Raw genomic sequence first — 16,085 nt, 5'->3', positions numbered from 1 at the left:
TGACAAATATCATGTTTTTAAGAGGCGATAAGAGGCTAATTACGATCAATAACACGAGATAAAATAGGTTGTTTTTCGTTCATAATTTTGGTGATGGTATAATGCATCCAAATCAAACAAATAGCAGAGAATATAAGAATAAAAATCCATGAACTTGACCAGATTCCGGTTGCCGTTAATAGGTATCCAAAGATAATCGGTCCAAAGAAACCACCTAATCCACCAATCATTCCAACCATTCCGCCCACAACACCAACTTCTGTCGGAAAGTATTCCGGAATATGTTTGTAAACCGCTGCTTTTCCAATTCCCCACGAAATCCCGATTAGAATAACCAAAACCAGGAAAACCCACATATTGGCATCAAATTTAATTACCGTAATTCCTTTGGCTAAAAGTTCTTTTTTCTTCACTGTTTGGTTTTGTTGTACTACCACTTGCTGCCATGAAGTTTTGGTTGGGAAAATGGCGTTTTCAGCATCAGTTTCGTTTTTCTGAGCAACAGCAAAATCAGTATCTCCAACTTTAATTTTATCGTTTGAAACTTGTGTTATTGTTCCTTTCTTGGTAGCCAAAACTCCGGGTCCTGTAGTTGTGATTTCCATTTTCGGAACCATTAATAAAGCACTTAAAACAACAGAAGAACTTAAAACCCAATACATCACTTTTCTGGCTCCAAATTTATCGGATAAATAACCGCCAAATGCTCTAATTACTCCTGATGGCAAACTGAAAAGCGTTGCAAATAATCCACCCATGACCAAACTCGTTTGATACACGTTCATGAAATTGGGTAACAACCATTGTGAGTAAGCCACGAAACACCCAAAAACTAAAAAGTAATACGCTCCAAAACGCCAAACTCTGGCAGATTTTAAGGATTGCAGCATTTGTGAAACACTTTTGGTATTGTTTTCTATTTTTTTGTTTTTAGCGAAAATTAAAAAGGCTATTCCAATTACAACCAGTGCTACACCATAAATTACAGGCAATATTTTCCAACCATTTTGAGGATCTTCGATAGCAAAATGATTTAATAATGATGGCGCTAAAAAAGTAGTAATTGCAGCACCCGCATTTCCCATTCCGAAAATTCCTAAAGCACGTCCCTGCCATTCTTTTGGATACCAGATAGAAGTATATCCAATTCCGACAGCGAAACTGGTTCCGACCATTCCGAATAAAAAACTCAATAAGGCGAATGTTATAAAACTGTCTGCAAGAGGCAATAAAAATAACGGAATCGAGCAGAGTAGGAGTAAAAGTGAAAAAACATATTTTCCGCCAAATTTATCCGTCAAAATACCTATTGGCAAACGCATAATTGATCCGGTCAGAATCGGAATTCCAAGCAGCCAGCCCACCTGAACAACGCTCCAGTGAAAAATACCATTATCAACTAAAAAGGTTACTAAAACACCATTTAAAGTCCAACAGGCGAAACACACGGTAAAAGCCAGGGTATTTAAGAATAAAATTTTGTGTGATTGCGAGAGTGAGTTTGTAGTTTTCATAGCACTTAATTTTTTAACAAAAATAAGTACTATAACGTAGTTAAAAACTGCGAAAACGCAGTTTTTCAGAAATAATTACGTAATTATACGTAGTTTTTTATAATAAAGAATACTCCGTCGCTTTATTCGAAAGTTCCATTAGATTTTTTACTTTCAGTTTTTTCATTAGGTTAAAACGGTGCACTTCGGCAGTACGCTTACTGATATCAAGAGCTTCGGCAATTTCTTTATTTCCTTTACCGGATAATAAAAGCGTCAGGATTTCTTTTTCTCTTTTCGTAATCATCATTTCTTCACCTAAGTTTTGTTTAGGTTCTAATGAAGCAGAAGAGTTGGTTAGTTGTCCAATAAGTATTGATGAGATATCTCCACTGAAATATTTTCCACCAGCGGCAACAGTATGAAGGGCTTTTAGAAATTCTTCTTTGCTTGAACCTTTCAATAAATAACCATCGGCTCCGGCTTTAATCGATTTCAATACGTATTCTTCAGATTCGTGCATAGAAAGCATAATGATTTTTACATCATTATTCTCACTTCTAAGTTTTTCTACTACCTCGATGCCGGTTAAGTTGGGCATACGAATATCTACTATAAGTAAATCGGGCTTACTGTCAGCGACCACTTCAAGAGCGTCGGCACCGTCAATAGCTTCGCCCACAACCTCGATGTTTGCTTCGTTTTCCAGTAAAGATTTTATTCCATCTCTTACAAATACATGATCATCTGCCAGGACAACTCGAATAGTAGCACTCATATTTTACTTAATTTTGATTCTGAATTTTTACGTATATTCATCTATAAAGAAGATGCTAATATACGTAATTTTTTAAATTAGAGAATGAGTCAATTAGATAATTAGATAATGTGAGAATTGTTTAATTAGATAATTTGCCAATTAGATAATTAGATAATGTGAAAACAACTTTGTTATTTGGTTATTTTTTTGCGCAAACTTGTCATCTCGACGAAGGAGAGATCACACTCGTGGATCGACAAAGATTGGAGATTTTGATTGCGGAGTTTCGCGTGTCATTGATATATACAACGGGAAATTATCTAAATTATCTAATTGGCAAATTATCTAATTATTCAAATTGGTATATTAAAAGTAATCCTTGTTCCTTCACCCGGAATCGATTTGAAGAAAACGCGCCCATTTATATATTGAATTCTTTCCTGCATAAATAACATTCCCATTCCGGATTCACTATTTCGTTTTTTATCGACAGCAGCTACATCAAAACCTTTACCATTGTCATCGACAATAATGCTTAGTAAAGTATTACTGTGCGAAAGCTGTACAATAATATGCGATGATTCGGCGTATTTAATCGCGTTATTGATCGCTTCCTGAGTAAGGCGGTAAATGTTGATTTCGATTAAGGAGTCCAAACGCTGACTAAAATCGGTTTTATTATAAAACAGGATTTCTTTTCCGGTCAGTTTAGAAAGTTCCTGAGTCAGTTTTGCCAGTGATGAAACAATACCGTGATCGCTTAATTCCGGAGGCATTAAATTGAAAGTTGCGGTGCGAACTCCTTTGATAATATCAAGCGATAATTTCTTTAAGTATTCAATTTTTTGAGCCGATTTTTCCTTGTCATCCAGATTGATACTTTCTAAACTGAATTTCAAACCAGTTAACATTTGACCTATTCCGTCGTGAATTTCTTTGGCAATTCGGTTTTGTTCGTTTTCCTGATTTTCAACAATTTTACTCGAAATAACTTTTTGCTGATTGATTTTCTCCGTACTGTTTTCAATGTTAAGACGTTCTACTTCCCGCTGTGCTTTTTTGCGTTCTGTAATATTGAAACAAACAATTAAAAGTTCTAATTCATCTTTTTTAATCGTAACCGGAACCATTGAAAGATCCAGCCAGATATTTTGTGCTTCTTTGTTGATAATATTAATTTCACCCTGCCAGCCACTGCGCTGTTTTTCGAAAATAATACGGTCAATATTAAGTTGTTCTTTCTCGTCAGTAGTAAGAACTTCAGAGAATTTTTTATTAGAGGAGAACTTGGTGTAGTTTAAAAGTTTGGCAAATTTTTCTCCAATATGAATGATTGAGCCATCAGGAGAAATACGGCAATAAAGCAACGTATTTTCCATAGCATAATTCAGGGATTTTAATTCTTTTACGGAGTTTTCCTTTATTTCACTTATAATCTCCGTGTCATATGCAAGTTTTAGCGCTTTCTTTTCAGAAGATAAAAGTTTGGCAATAAGTCGCTCGATTTTTTTATTGGTTGGTTTGAAGATGAAGAAAAACTCCAGCAGTAAAACGAATAGGGTAAAGGCAAAAATCCAGTATTCGATTCTGCGTTGTTCTGTAACTTTTTCGTGTGCTTCAAGATCATACTGACTCACAATCTGATTCATTTTCGAAAGAAAAAGACCTTCGTTTTTCAGAATGGTTTCAACCAGTTTTTGATTAGTTGCTAAGTTGTTTTTTTGCTCTAAATTTAGCAGAAACAAATCGGTTGTTTCTACAATATTGTTGAAACTTGGTTTTATTTCAAGATATAATTTATCGAGCGTTTCGCTTTTTTCTTTCGGAAAAGCCAGACTGTCACTGCCATTTTCGAGTGAATTCTGGTTGTTTTTCCAAAGTGATAAAACATTTTTTAGATGAGCAATTTGTTTTTTAGAACTGATATCAGAAACATAATGTAAAATCAAAACTTCTTTTACAATCTTCTGGCTCAGCATTCTCTGCTTCCCGGAAATGTTAATGATTTTAGAATCGCTAAGTTGTTGTTTTAAGTTGTATTGAACTAAAACCTGACTTATAATTATAGTTACAGCAATAGTCCAGAGTGCAAAAAAATACAGACGGCGTAAATTTTTGAAAGTAATTTTATCTGCAGTTTCCTGATTGCTTTTTTTCATAATAAATTACAATCCTAAAGAAGCTTTTATCAAGTTTAAATTTTCTTCAGAATAATTAATCTTTAAAGCTTCCTGATGTCCTTTGTCCGACATTTTATCCCAGGTTTTTTTGATGATATTTTTTAGTTTTTCCTCATCATGTTTGTGCACAAAAGGATCTAAATAATATTCTAAAAAGACTAAACAAATTACATCTTCAAGCAGTTGTGTTTCGGCATCTTTTTTAAGTAATTTTTTTTCGATTAAAAAAGAAACACGGTCAATAAAATCTTGATTATATCCTGCTTTTTCTAAGATTTCGGCAGTAAGTTTAGCATGAAATTTTTTCAATTCTTCTCTCCATCTCAAATAGCCCACACGATCCATTGGGTATGATTCACGAGCGACTTTCCATCGACAAATGTGTTGTGCTTTTGAGGCAATCTGAACTTCTTCTGAAGCTTCAGGCTCAAATTGCATCAGCCTTTCGTACATCCTGTTGGAATAAAGTAATTCTTTAGGATATTCGTTGTTTTGATCGATTTCGATATTCGGATCCTGAGCGTTTTCGGCATCAATCCATTCGCTTGCTTTTTGAAAAGGTGTAGTCATTTTTTGGTCGGATAATAGATTTCAAAGATACTGAATTAAGTTTTTTTTCTGCCACGAATTTCACGAATTAGCACAAATTATTGTTTTGTTTTTTGCCACAGATTAGAAGATTTTTTAGATTTAATCTGCATTGGCATGAGTCTTAATAAAATTTTCGCCCCGAACTTCACAAATTCCACTAATTTAATTCGTGCTAATTCGTGAAATTCGTGGCAAACAATTTTTAATCCTTTTAATCTGTGTAATCTGTGGCCTATAAATTAATCCACAAACCCAACAAACACTTCATTCTCAATAACTTTAATCGGATACGTTGCGATTTTTAAATCATCATCTCCATTCAGGTTTGAACCATCAACCAATGAAAAGGTTTTTTTGTGCATCGGACACGCAATTTTCGGAATATCATCTGTAGATCCCGTCATTCCTCTGGCCAAAACCATTTCCATTTTGTGCGGACAGGCATTTTGGCAAGCATACCATTCGTTGCGGCGTGTAAAATTGAAAATAGCAATTTGCTTGTTTTTGTATTTGATACAGCCACCACGATTGGTTGGAAAATCTTCTACTTTTCCGGCTTTGAACCAAATTGTAGCATCGTTTGGATGTACTGTTTCGTATTGACTTAAGATTTCTTCCATTTTGTGCATTTTTTTGTTCCTGTTTCTTATCCCTCTTTTTACAATCAAGAGAGTTTTTGATGGCGCAGTAAAAAAGAGGGTAAGAGGACAGCAAACGTTTGTGATATTTTTTTCTTTTTTTGGAGCTTGTGGTGTTTTGCCGCGAAGGCGCAAAGGCGCAAAGTTTTTTTTTAAGTTTTATAATTTGGCTTCGTGACTTTGCGTCTTTGTGGCAAGATATTTTTTTAAGACCACGCTTTTGGCGCTTTTTGATCTCTTAGCGGAACAAAAACAACATTGTCATCTTTCTCCTCAGAGTTTACAAAATGGTTGAAACGTTTTAATAATCTTGGTTTTTCTAATACTTGTTTCCATTCGCATTCAAAAGTGTTAACTAAAGTCTGCATTTCAGCTTCTAAAGTTTCACAGATGCCTAGACTATCTTCAATAATTACTTCTTTCAAATACTCTAAACCCCCGTCTAATTTTTCTAACCAGGTAGAAGTTCTAATAAGTGGACCAGCGGTACGGATATAATACATTAAAAAGCGATCCATATATTTGATAACCGTTTCTTTGTCAATTTTTTCCGCTAATAAAACAGCGTGTTTTGGATTTGCTCCACCATTTCCGGCGATATATAAATTCCATCCACCTTCAACAGCAATTAAACCAAAATCTTTTCCGCGGGCTTCGGCACATTCACGAATACAGGCCGAAACACCACCTTTTAGTTTGTGAGGAGAACGAATTCCTTTGTATCTGTTTTCTAATTCGATTGCAAATCCGGCGCTGTCATCCATTCCGTAACGGCACCAGGCATTTCCAACGCAGCTCTTAACAGCACGAAGGGATTTTCCGTAAGCATGACCACTTTCAAAACCATTATCAATCAAAATTTTCCAGATTTTTGGAAGGTCATTCAAATGTGCTCCGAATAAGTCAACACGTTGAGCACCCGTAATTTTAGTATATAAATCGAATTGCTTGGCAACTTCTCCAATTACAATTAATTTCTCAGCCGTAATTTCTCCACCGGCAACTCTAGGAACAACTGAATACGTTCCGTTTCGTTGAATGTTAGCCAAAAACCGATCGTTAGTATCTTGCGTGGTTAGGTGTTTGTTGGCAGTATCGTTGTAAATACTGGAAAAAATTGAAGCCACAACCGGTTTACAAACTTCACAGCCGTCACCTTTTCCGTGGTGGTCAATTACATCATAGAAATTCTCATATTTATTGATTTTTACCAAATCAAATAATTCCTGACGGTTGTAATTAAAATGCTCGCAGATAACCTCTTTTACTTCTTTTCCAAGTGATTTTTGCGTGGCTTTTACCAAATCATAAACCATTGGTTTACAGCCTCCACAACCCGAAGTTGCTTTGGTATGTTTTACAACATCTGAAAAACTAGAGCAGGTTTCGTCTAAAAGGGAACAACAGATAGAACCTTTCGTTACATTTTCGCAAGAGCAGATTACCGCAGTATCCGGTAAATCCATAACGCTTCCTAAACTTGAACCTTCAGAACCGTCTCTTGAACCTAAAATCAAATCTTCAGGATTTTTAGGCAAAGCCATCGCGTTGCTGTAAATCTGAAATAAAGAATTATAATCACTTGAATCTCCAACTAAAATCCCGCCTAATAAGGTTTTAGAATCTTTAGTAACGTTGATTCTTTTGTAAATACCTGATAATTTATTTTCATAAATAATGGCGGTTACATCATCATTTTCGATAAAAGGATCACCAAAACTCGCAACTTCAACACCAATCAATTTCAATTGTGTCGACATATCGATGGTTTCTCTCATGGTTTTAGAACCATTTAAGATTTGCTCAGCGGCAACATCAGCCATTTCGTAACCTGGAGCAACAAGTCCGTAAATATTTTGATTGTATAAAGCCACTTCGCCAATCGCATAAATAGAAGGATCTGATGTTTGCATCTGATTGTTTACCACAACACCGCCTCGTAAACCGACCTCTAATCCTGAAACTCGAGCTAATTCGTCGCGAGGTTTAATTCCGGCAGATATAACCAACATATCAACTTTTAACAATTCTTCGTTGGCAAACATCATTCCCGTTATGCAGGCTGCTCCATCAATATATTGTGTGGCTTTGTTAAGATGAATGCCAATATTTAATTCTTCAATTTTAGATTGTAACATGTCGCTGGCACCTTTGTCCAATTGTCTTGGCATCAAGCGCGGAGCAAATTCAACCACATGCGGATTAAGACCTAAATCTCGAACCGCTTTTGCTGCTTCAAGTCCTAATAAACCGCCACCTAAAACAGCAGCTTCTGTAGCGCCTTTTTGTTTTATTTTTTTTGCATATCCCATAATCGCATCTAAATCCTCGATCGTTCTGTATACAAAAACGCCTTCTTTTTCAACTCCATCAATTGGTGGTACAAATGCCGAAGATCCTGTAGCAAGAACTAAGTAATCGTACGTATGCGTTTTTTCTAAATGCGTATGTATTGTTTTTTCTGTTCTGTTAATATCTGTAATTAACTCAGAAGTGTTTAGAATAATATTGTTTTCTGCGTACCATTCACTAGTTGACATTGATAAGTCATCAGCGGTTTTGCCTCCAAAGTATTCACTTAAATGAACACGGTCGTAAGCGCGTCTTGGCTCTTCGCCAAAAACGGTAATCTGATACTTTTCCTGTCCTGATTTTGCAATGAATTTTTCGCAAAATTTATAACCAACCATGCCGTTTCCAACTACTATTACTCTAATCATGATTTCTTTAATTAAGTATTACTACGCAAATATAAGTATTTATACTTATAAAAATACGTATGTAATTTGCTTTTTTGTTAGAAAAATAACGAGAAGTAATACGTATTTTGTCGTAATCTCTTAAGTAGTGCGGATTTCAGACGGTTTTTCATCTTCCTAATATTTATGATTTTGGTGCCGATTTTCTTAAATTTGAAAAGATTCTAAATAAGGATTACAGAAAATTGTCGTAAATTCAATTGAATTTTGGAATTTGTTCCTAAAAATTCAATTCATTTTAAATAAAAATCTCATGAAAAATATACTTGCATTTTTGCTCTTCTCGTCGTTGATGATCAGCTGTAAATCAGCATCAACAGGTTCAAAAGAAACAGCTTTGGCAACAAATTCTCAGGAAGCCGATATGACCATCTATTTTAAAGCAACCGGTAATGAACCGTTTTGGGGAATAACACTAGGGAAGGAGCAAACTATTTTTACGTCGCTGATTCCTGGTAAAGAGAAAATCATTTTTTCATCGGTTGAACCAATAAAAGCAATGGATGCGAATGTAAAAATGTATAAATTGAGTAATGAACAGGCAACGGCGACAGTTACGATTCAGCAAGTAGATTGTCAGGATTCAATGTCGGGAGCAATTTCACCTTATAAGGTTTCAATTGAAATTAAAAATAACTCAGAGCTTGAGTCTAAAAAAGTCGAGGGCTGTGGAAAATATATTACTGATTATCGCCTGCACGACATTTGGGTTCTGGAAGAATTAAACGGTTATAAAGTTTTTATCGCCGATTACCAAAGGGAGTTACCAAGAATAGAAATTCATGCACAAGAAAATACTTTTATGGGTTTTGGAGGTTGTAATTCAATTTCCGGAACTCTATTCTATGAAAAAGACCTTTTAAGATTTACCAAAGTAATTTCGACTTTAATGGCCTGCGCACCGGGTAATAAAGAAAGCGAATTTACCAAAGCACTTCAAAGCGCAACAACATATTCAATTGGAGATAATAGATTGACACTTTCAAATCCTTCAGGTAAATTGTTGGTATTTAGAAAGGTTGATTAATTTTTAGGAGCTGTTTACTGCTGTCCTTCCAATCTTTTGTGTCCGCCGCGGCGGACACAAAAGGATTTTCCCTCCCATCAGGGCTAGGGCACTCATTTTTATAAGATGATTTGTTTTTTTGTCATTCCTGACAATACGGGACGAAAAAAATAAAAATCCGTATAAATCCGCGTCTTCGCTTTAGCGAATCCGTTTCATCCGCGTTCTATATTCGCAACGTTATTCTAATAATTCCTTAGGATTTTCTTCGTCTTCTTCAATAAAATCCAATTCCAAAGCACGTACCGTCTGAACTGCATTTCCGGCAATACCCCGAATCGATCCGTACATTCCTAAAGTATTATGAACCACTTTTTCGATTTGTTTTTCGCGTTGTTTCCAGATACGTTGCATGGCTCTTTTTTCGGCATCAAGATCGCCTTGCATTTGCGTAAAACCTTCTACGATTCCTTCAATCTGCAAGCGGAATTCATTACTAGTTAAAAAGTCATACAACATCGACATTTTATCGCCCTTGTTTTCCTGCGCCTGAACCGCCTGACTTACCTGAATCAATGACTGACGCAATACAGCGCTTAAACCTTTGAATTCTTCATAAGTACAAATCCAGATACCGTCGCGCATTCCCATTCGGTCCATTCCGGCTGGCATTACTTCAGTTACTAAAACACCAATATTGGCTCTTTTAGTTCGAATATCATTTTTGAATTTCTCAATCCAGGATGGCTGAAAAGCTTTGGTACGCTTGCTTTCGTAATAAATAGAACCACAATTTTGCAGTTCGCGTGTGTTTACAATCTGAAGACAATCGGCACCGTTGGCGCCTTTTTTAACTTCATCAATACTGTCTAATGGGAAATTATTCGCCAGCCATTCTTCGATCGCTAATTCCATTACTTCGCCTTGTAACTGCATAGAACCTTGTTCCTGCTTGCGTTTCATTTCCTCGATTAGCTTTTTCTGATCGTCAGATTGTTTTTGGTATTCTTTTATTTTAAGTTCGTTTTTTTCTTCTTCCTGTTTACGGATTTTATCACGTTCCAAAACTAAAGTAGCGTTCAGTTGTTTTTGCGCTTCGGCTTCGATTGCTTCTTTCATTTCCAGTTTTTCACGTTGGAGTTTTGCAATTTCGCCTGTCATTTTATTCAATTCACGAAGCTTCTCCGATTTCTCAGAAAGTTCTTTTTCCATTAAGGTCAAACGATCTTTATTTTCTTCTTCGAGTTTTGTTTTTAGCTTTTCGGTAATCTCTTTTTCAGCTGTCTTTTTCTCGCGTTCTAAGCGTTCAGCGAAAAGTTCATTTTCCTGTTTCTTTTTAGCTTCAAAGTCGGCTTTGGCTTTTTCGAATTGTTCATTTTTAAGCTCCAATTCTCTGCTTTGAGCATTGGCTTTTTGTTGAAATTCTTTACGGATACTATCTTCCAACTGATGTTTTAAAACATCATTGACATCGATTGGTGTCCCGCAATTTGGGCATATAATTGAAGATTGCTCAGCCATTTTTATTGATTTTTTAACGAGAATTATAATTTGCTAAGGTATTTAAAAGTTCGGTGTTTTTAGGGAATTTGCTTGTGATAAATTGTAACTTTTTTGACGTGAAATTGGCAGGATATTTTATTAATCGCGCAAAGGCACAGAGTCGCAAAGTTTTTTTTTAAGTTGTAAGTTAAACGCACTGTTTGTCATTGCGAGGAACGAAGCAATCACGCTAGAAAAGCAAAAACTTATTCAGCTAATGTGGTTGCTTCGTTCCTCGCAATGACATAAAATGAGGAAAAACTTTGCGACTCTCCGCCTTTGCGCGATTATCTTTTAAAATTCAACAAAAAATCAACGGCAGATTTCGTAATCTCAGAATCATCTTCTTTTGAAGTAATCAGCGAAACATCCGTAAATAAATTGACTTTTTTCAATTCCATAAAACCAATTTCAGCGTCCTGATTATTCTTCGCAATGTTGGAGGGAACAATCGAAATTCCCAAGCCATTTTTAACCAATTGCACAATCGAATTAATGTTGTTCGATTCGTGAACGACTTTCGGTTCAAAACCATAAAAAGCACAAAGCTCTAATAAAACTTCATGATAATACGGTGCATAATCTTTATTGAAAAACACAAAAGTTTCGTCTTTTAATTTCGGAATTTCTTCTTCGGATTTAATTTGTATCAAACTCTTATTGTAAACCACCGAAAAACCATCCTTAAACCACAATTGTGATTTTATTTTGGGAGATTTTACAGGAGACCGAATGATGCCCAAATCAATTTTTCCTTGTTCTAAAGCTAAAATTTGTTTGGTAGTTGATACTTCAAAAAGCTTGAAATTTACATAAGGGAATTGTTCTTTCAAATGTTTGATCAAATCTGAAATAACAGACGAATAAATCGAACTGATATACGCGATTCTAAATTCGCCGGAAACATTCTCGGCTATCTTTTTTGTTTTAATTGTAATGCTTTCCAAATTTTGAAACAGCTCTCTTACTTCTTTTTCAAAATATTTTCCAGCTTCGGTTAGTTCTACTTTTTTATTATTTCGGTTGAACAAGCGCGCTTGGAGTTCTTCTTCCAATTCTAAAATCTGCCGACTTAAAGGTGGTTGTGAAATAAATAGTTTTTCAGCAGCTTTGGTAAAGCTTAATTCTTCGGCTACAGCCAGAAAATATTTTAAATGACGTAATTCCATAAATACCTGTTAAGTATTGATAATTGACAAAATAAGTATTTTTGAAGTATATATCAAAAGAATACTTTTGAGAAAAAATTGTTTCACGCAGATTTTAAAAAGGATTTAAGCAGATTGGCGCAGATATTTTTTTATGCGTGAATTTTTTAAATTTAATTTAGAATCCTAAATGAAGATTAAAAGAAAAAATCCTTTTTAATCTGCTTAAATCTGTATAAAATCTGCGTGAAAATAAAACTCAAAGTTAAAAAACATAACTATGAAAAAATCAACTATTGAAGAGATCAGAGAACGTTTTGACAATGATGTCGAACGATTTTCGAATTTAGAAACGGGACAAGTCGCCACAATCGACGCTACCATTTCTTTAGAATTAATTACGGAAGCTTCAAAAAGAATTGTGCCGAATGCCGTAAATGTTTTGGATATCGGCTGCGGTGCCGGGAATTATACTTTAAAAATGTTGTCAAAAGTGCCCAATTTGAATAGCACTTTGGTTGATTTGAGTTTGCCGATGTTGGACAGAGCTTTCGAAAGAGTTTCTGCAGCCACCACTGGTAGAGTTGAAGTAAAGCAAGGCGATATTCGGGAAGTTGAATTGCCAGAAAATCATTTTGATATTATTTTGGCCGGAGCGGTTTTGCATCATTTAAGAGATGATGAAGATTGGGAAACAACTTTTACTAAAATATTTAAGTTATTAAAACCAGGAGGTTGCTTCATGATTTCGGATTTGATTACACAAGACACGGACTTATTAAATGAATATACCTGGCAACGTTATGGCGATTATTTAGAAGGAATTGGCGGCGCTGAATATCGCCAGAAAGTGTTGGATTATGTCGAAAAAGAAGATACGCCAAGATCAATGAATTATCAATTGGATTTGATGAAGAAAGTTGGTTTTACAAGCGTTGAAATTTTACACAAGAATATGTGTTTTGGTGCTTTTGGTGGAATAAAGTAAAAAAAGATTTAGCCACGAATTACACGAATTTACACGAATTTTTCCAAACCTTACATAGGTTGAAGCTTTACAAAAAAATAATCTTTTTAATCTTTTAATCTGTGGCAAAAGAAAAAAATAATTAGTGAAAATTCGTGTAATTCGTGGCAAAAAAAAATTATACTTTATTTTCTAATTCTGGCTCAGAAAACTTGTTTTTAAAATCAAAAACCAATTGTGAAGGACCGTTTTGCTGTAAATAATCTAACTTTTCTACGGCTTCTTCAAGTGTTGGAATATGTCCTTTCGGGATCCACCACATTGCTGTTGCTGCTTTTCCGAATTTTAGGAACCATTCTTTACGGCGTTTTAAAAACTCGCTGTGAAACGTTCTATACATATAATGTTCCAAAGTTTCAATATTCTCCCAAACTGAAACATTCACAATAATCTGTTCATCATTATACGGATTCAGGTTTGTGGCATTGTAACTGTCATCTTTTAATCTCCAGACAAAACCTTCGCTTTTTTCGGCTAAAGTATTTACAAGATCTAAATTGTCTACAAATTCCTTCATGATTGGGTCATTTATGGTGACTCCTTTCATTTTGGCAATATTAATTTCGGCAAGATGATAATTACTCATATTTAACTAGTTAAAGATATAGGCAAGTTAACTTTTTGGTACTTAATTATTGTAACTTTTTATAATGATTGTGTGGTTTTATAAACCTGAATAGGAGAGGCGACCATGTCTTCACTTTGTTTGATAAAATCCTGTAAATACGGTTGATTGTTGTGGAAATCAAGGCCAGGCTGATCTTGCCATTCTTCCCAAATGATAAAAACATTCTCGGTTGTATGCAGGTCGTAACGTATGCACGCCGCTTCTTTTTTGGTTTCGGTAACCAAATGATGAATCATGTTTTTAACTTGTTCGATATTTTCCTGTTTACTTTTGATAATTGCGGTAATAGAGATCATGATTGTGAGATGTTAGAAGTTAAAAGTTAAACGTTTTTTCTAAATGCTTTGTGTAATTTTCCTTAAAGATGTCAATGTTTTCGGCAGTGGCACCTTTTTCAACGTCGTGGAAATGAAAACTGTTTAGTTTTTCCATACCTACAAATTTATTCATTTTATGGAAACCAAACATAGCCCCCTCATCTACAGATGTTTCTTCGAAAAATTCTCCCGGAAGTGTGAAGGCGGTTGCAGGTGCATTCCAACTTGTGGTTAGCATATATTTGCGTCCGTGTAATTGTCCACCGGTTCCGTAATTAATGTCCGGATTTGTTCTGGTTCTTCCGTCGCTTCTGTAAATTCCTTTGTTGTGTCCGGCTGTAAAAACGTCGTCGATGTATTTTTTGAAAAGGTTTGGTAATTGAAACCACCAAACTGGCGTATGATACACTACGACATCAGCCCAAATGAATTTTTCGACTTCTTCATCAAGATCAAAATCTTGTTTGATGTCGGTTGTTTTAATTTCGAATTGCTTGCTGTTTGTTAAGTATTCGATTGTCCAGTCGGTAACGGTTTGGTTGAATTTTCCGCCTGAATGAGCGAAATTTTGACTTCCGTTGATGATAAATATTTTTTTCATGTCTTTAATGTTCTTATGAATTCGTGAGTGTGAGGGATAGTAGTGTAAATCCTTTTGTGCCGGGGTTCGGCACAAAAGATTGCAACGGATAGCCCGACCCCGCTTTTTCTGCGGGGACACACCCAAGTTATTTTTATTGTTTTTTTTTAAATGTATTGAGTGTAATTTAAACACATAGAAACATAGGTTTCTTTGGCTAAAAAAGAATGTGGAAAGAAACTAGTTTCTCACACATAGCTATGTATTTTTAAACTAAGTGAAATGCCTTTCTGCGTGCCTATTGGCTATGTTTCTATGTGTTTAAAAACTTTTTTATTTTACTTTTGAAATTGCCTGATTGATAAAATCTAATTCTGAAACTGATAAATCGAAATCCATTGCTTTTGCGTTTGAAATTGCTTGTTCTGCATTTCTTGCTCCGGCCAAAACGATTGTGATTCCCTTTTGTAAAGTCGTCCAGCGTAAAACCAATTGTGAGATCGAAATGTGTTTTGCATTTGCTAATGAACTTAATTCTTCGACTAAAGTTTTTACTTTCTGAAGATCAAACTGTCCGAAATATCCGTTTCTGTGATCGTTGTCTTTTAGTTTGCTGTCGGTAAAATATTTCCCGGTTAATAAACCTCTTTCCATCGGGCTGTAAGCAATAATTCCGATGTTCTCTGCAAGGGTTAACGGAATCAAATCGGTTTCAATTTTACGATTCAACATACTAAACGGGACCTGGTTTGATGCTAATTGAATTGTTTTTTGTGCTTCCTGAATTTGTGAAGCGCTATAATTGCTAACTCCGGCTGCTCTGATTTTTCCTTGTTGAATCAAAGTTTCAAGCGCTTCCATCGTTTCGTGAATTGGCGTTGTCGAATCTGGCCAGTGAATTTGCAATAAATCGATATAATCGGTTTGAAGACGTTTTAAGCTTTCTTCGACTTCTTTAATAACATTTGCTTTTGAAGCGTATTTGTAAACCGGGATTTTCTTTCCGTTGTCATCGGCATCGAAAAAGAAATCGCCTTTTCCGTTATTGCTACCGTCCCAAACCAAACCAAATTTGGTTAATAATTGCACTTTTGAACGATCGTGAGATTTTATGGCTTCGCCAATCATTTCTTCGCTTAAACCAAATCCGTAAAAAGGAGCGGTGTCGATTGTGGTCACGCCGTGGTCGATTGATGCCTGAATAGAAGCGATTGAATCTGCTTTTTCGTTTCCGCCCCACATATTTCCGCCAATGGCAAATGCGCCGTATGTAATAGTTGATAATTCAAGTTCAGTATTGCCTAATTTTCTATATTCCATAATGTTGTATTTTTAAATCTTAAATTTCACTTGGCAAAATTATACCATTTTTAAGAGTGTTAACTTGTATATATTTGTCTTTTTTATGTAAATTTG

At 35.3% G+C, this 16,085-nt stretch carries 14 protein-coding genes; 2 read left to right on the top strand and 12 right to left on the bottom strand.

The window, feature by feature from the left end:
• Positions 1-35: 35 nt before the first annotated feature.
• The 6 genes from AC3ITQ_RS20490 to nirB all read right to left on the bottom strand — a co-directional run bounded on the left by AC3ITQ_RS20490 (position 36) and on the right by nirB (position 8,382).
• Positions 36-1,514: an MFS transporter gene (locus tag AC3ITQ_RS20490; protein WP_489235950.1), complete on the bottom strand. Its 1,479-nt coding sequence runs from the start codon at positions 1,512-1,514 to the stop codon at positions 36-38.
• Between the two features lie 97 nt (positions 1,515-1,611).
• Positions 1,612-2,271, bottom strand: coding sequence for a response regulator transcription factor (locus tag AC3ITQ_RS20485; protein WP_074658528.1), 660 nt, complete (start codon positions 2,269-2,271; stop codon positions 1,612-1,614).
• Positions 2,272-2,606: 335 nt separating this feature from the next.
• Positions 2,607-4,412, bottom strand: coding sequence for an ATP-binding protein (locus AC3ITQ_RS20480; protein ID WP_489235949.1), 1,806 nt, complete (start codon positions 4,410-4,412; stop codon positions 2,607-2,609).
• A gap of 6 nt (positions 4,413-4,418) precedes the next feature.
• Entirely contained in the window at positions 4,419-5,003 is a 585-nt protein-coding gene (locus AC3ITQ_RS20475) for a DUF4202 domain-containing protein (RefSeq protein WP_026984528.1), read from the bottom strand.
• Positions 5,004-5,263: 260 nt separating this feature from the next.
• Entirely contained in the window at positions 5,264-5,644 is a 381-nt protein-coding gene (gene nirD, locus AC3ITQ_RS20470) for a nitrite reductase small subunit NirD (RefSeq protein WP_194656816.1), read from the bottom strand.
• A 224-nt stretch (positions 5,645-5,868) separates the two neighbouring features.
• Complete coding sequence (gene nirB / locus AC3ITQ_RS20465; protein WP_489235948.1) at positions 5,869-8,382, bottom strand: nitrite reductase large subunit NirB; 2,514 nt, start codon at positions 8,380-8,382, stop codon at positions 5,869-5,871.
• A gap of 292 nt (positions 8,383-8,674) precedes the next feature.
• Between nirB and AC3ITQ_RS20460 the strand changes: the two genes are divergently transcribed.
• Positions 8,675-9,448, top strand: coding sequence for an META domain-containing protein (locus AC3ITQ_RS20460; RefSeq protein WP_489235947.1), 774 nt, complete (start codon positions 8,675-8,677; stop codon positions 9,446-9,448).
• 219 nt (positions 9,449-9,667) lie between these two features.
• Here AC3ITQ_RS20460 and AC3ITQ_RS20455 read toward each other — a convergent pair whose 3' ends face one another.
• Together AC3ITQ_RS20455 and AC3ITQ_RS20450 are read right to left on the bottom strand one after the other, a co-directional pair.
• The gene (locus AC3ITQ_RS20455; RefSeq protein WP_489235946.1) at positions 9,668-10,948 is read right to left on the bottom strand and encodes a DUF2130 domain-containing protein; all 1,281 of its coding nucleotides are present in this window, start codon (positions 10,946-10,948) and stop codon (positions 9,668-9,670) included.
• A gap of 308 nt (positions 10,949-11,256) precedes the next feature.
• Positions 11,257-12,138 (bottom strand): LysR family transcriptional regulator, encoded by an 882-nt coding sequence (locus AC3ITQ_RS20450; RefSeq protein ID WP_489235945.1) that lies wholly within the window; start codon positions 12,136-12,138, stop codon positions 11,257-11,259.
• Between the two features lie 259 nt (positions 12,139-12,397).
• Between AC3ITQ_RS20450 and AC3ITQ_RS20445 the strand changes: the two genes are divergently transcribed.
• A complete protein-coding gene (locus tag AC3ITQ_RS20445) occupies positions 12,398-13,105 on the top strand; it encodes a class I SAM-dependent methyltransferase (RefSeq protein ID WP_489235944.1) in 708 nt (235 codons plus the stop codon).
• A gap of 157 nt (positions 13,106-13,262) precedes the next feature.
• Here AC3ITQ_RS20445 and AC3ITQ_RS20440 read toward each other — a convergent pair whose 3' ends face one another.
• From AC3ITQ_RS20440 to AC3ITQ_RS20425, 4 genes are all read right to left on the bottom strand, one after another.
• Positions 13,263-13,730 (bottom strand): DUF3291 domain-containing protein, encoded by a 468-nt coding sequence (locus tag AC3ITQ_RS20440; protein WP_489235943.1) that lies wholly within the window; start codon positions 13,728-13,730, stop codon positions 13,263-13,265.
• Positions 13,731-13,789: 59 nt separating this feature from the next.
• Complete coding sequence (locus AC3ITQ_RS20435) at positions 13,790-14,068, bottom strand: putative quinol monooxygenase (RefSeq protein ID WP_489235942.1); 279 nt, start codon at positions 14,066-14,068, stop codon at positions 13,790-13,792.
• 19 nt (positions 14,069-14,087) lie between these two features.
• Positions 14,088-14,690, bottom strand: a complete 603-nt coding sequence (locus tag AC3ITQ_RS20430) for an NAD(P)H-dependent oxidoreductase (RefSeq protein ID WP_489235941.1) — start codon at positions 14,688-14,690, stop codon at positions 14,088-14,090.
• A 312-nt stretch (positions 14,691-15,002) separates the two neighbouring features.
• On the bottom strand, positions 15,003-15,989 hold the full coding sequence (locus AC3ITQ_RS20425; RefSeq protein ID WP_489235940.1) for an aldo/keto reductase: 987 nt from the start codon (positions 15,987-15,989) through the stop codon (positions 15,003-15,005).
• Between the last annotated feature and the right edge of the window lie 96 nt (positions 15,990-16,085).

The sequence above is a fragment of the Flavobacterium sp. KH_001 genome (assembly GCF_057840745.1).
The sequence above is the reverse complement of the archived record's forward strand: the minus strand, read 5'-3'. Positions and strand labels throughout refer to the sequence as shown.

Coding starts and splice junctions, on each gene's coding strand:
- AC3ITQ_RS20490 (WP_489235950.1), bottom strand. CDS start 1,514: ATGAAAACTACAAACTCACTCTCGCAATCACACAAAATTTTATTCTTA.
- AC3ITQ_RS20485 (WP_074658528.1), bottom strand. CDS start 2,271: ATGAGTGCTACTATTCGAGTTGTCCTGGCAGATGATCATGTATTTGTA.
- AC3ITQ_RS20480 (WP_489235949.1), bottom strand. CDS start 4,412: ATGAAAAAAAGCAATCAGGAAACTGCAGATAAAATTACTTTCAAAAAT.
- AC3ITQ_RS20475 (WP_026984528.1), bottom strand. CDS start 5,003: ATGACTACACCTTTTCAAAAAGCAAGCGAATGGATTGATGCCGAAAAC.
- nirD (WP_194656816.1), bottom strand. CDS start 5,644: ATGGAAGAAATCTTAAGTCAATACGAAACAGTACATCCAAACGATGCT.
- nirB (WP_489235948.1), bottom strand. CDS start 8,382: ATGATTAGAGTAATAGTAGTTGGAAACGGCATGGTTGGTTATAAATTT.
- AC3ITQ_RS20460 (WP_489235947.1), top strand. CDS start 8,675: ATGAAAAATATACTTGCATTTTTGCTCTTCTCGTCGTTGATGATCAGC.
- AC3ITQ_RS20455 (WP_489235946.1), bottom strand. CDS start 10,948: ATGGCTGAGCAATCTTCAATTATATGCCCAAATTGCGGGACACCAATC.
- AC3ITQ_RS20450 (WP_489235945.1), bottom strand. CDS start 12,138: ATGGAATTACGTCATTTAAAATATTTTCTGGCTGTAGCCGAAGAATTA.
- AC3ITQ_RS20445 (WP_489235944.1), top strand. CDS start 12,398: ATGAAAAAATCAACTATTGAAGAGATCAGAGAACGTTTTGACAATGAT.
- AC3ITQ_RS20440 (WP_489235943.1), bottom strand. CDS start 13,730: ATGAGTAATTATCATCTTGCCGAAATTAATATTGCCAAAATGAAAGGA.
- AC3ITQ_RS20435 (WP_489235942.1), bottom strand. CDS start 14,068: ATGATCTCTATTACCGCAATTATCAAAAGTAAACAGGAAAATATCGAA.
- AC3ITQ_RS20430 (WP_489235941.1), bottom strand. CDS start 14,690: ATGAAAAAAATATTTATCATCAACGGAAGTCAAAATTTCGCTCATTCA.
- AC3ITQ_RS20425 (WP_489235940.1), bottom strand. CDS start 15,989: ATGGAATATAGAAAATTAGGCAATACTGAACTTGAATTATCAACTATT.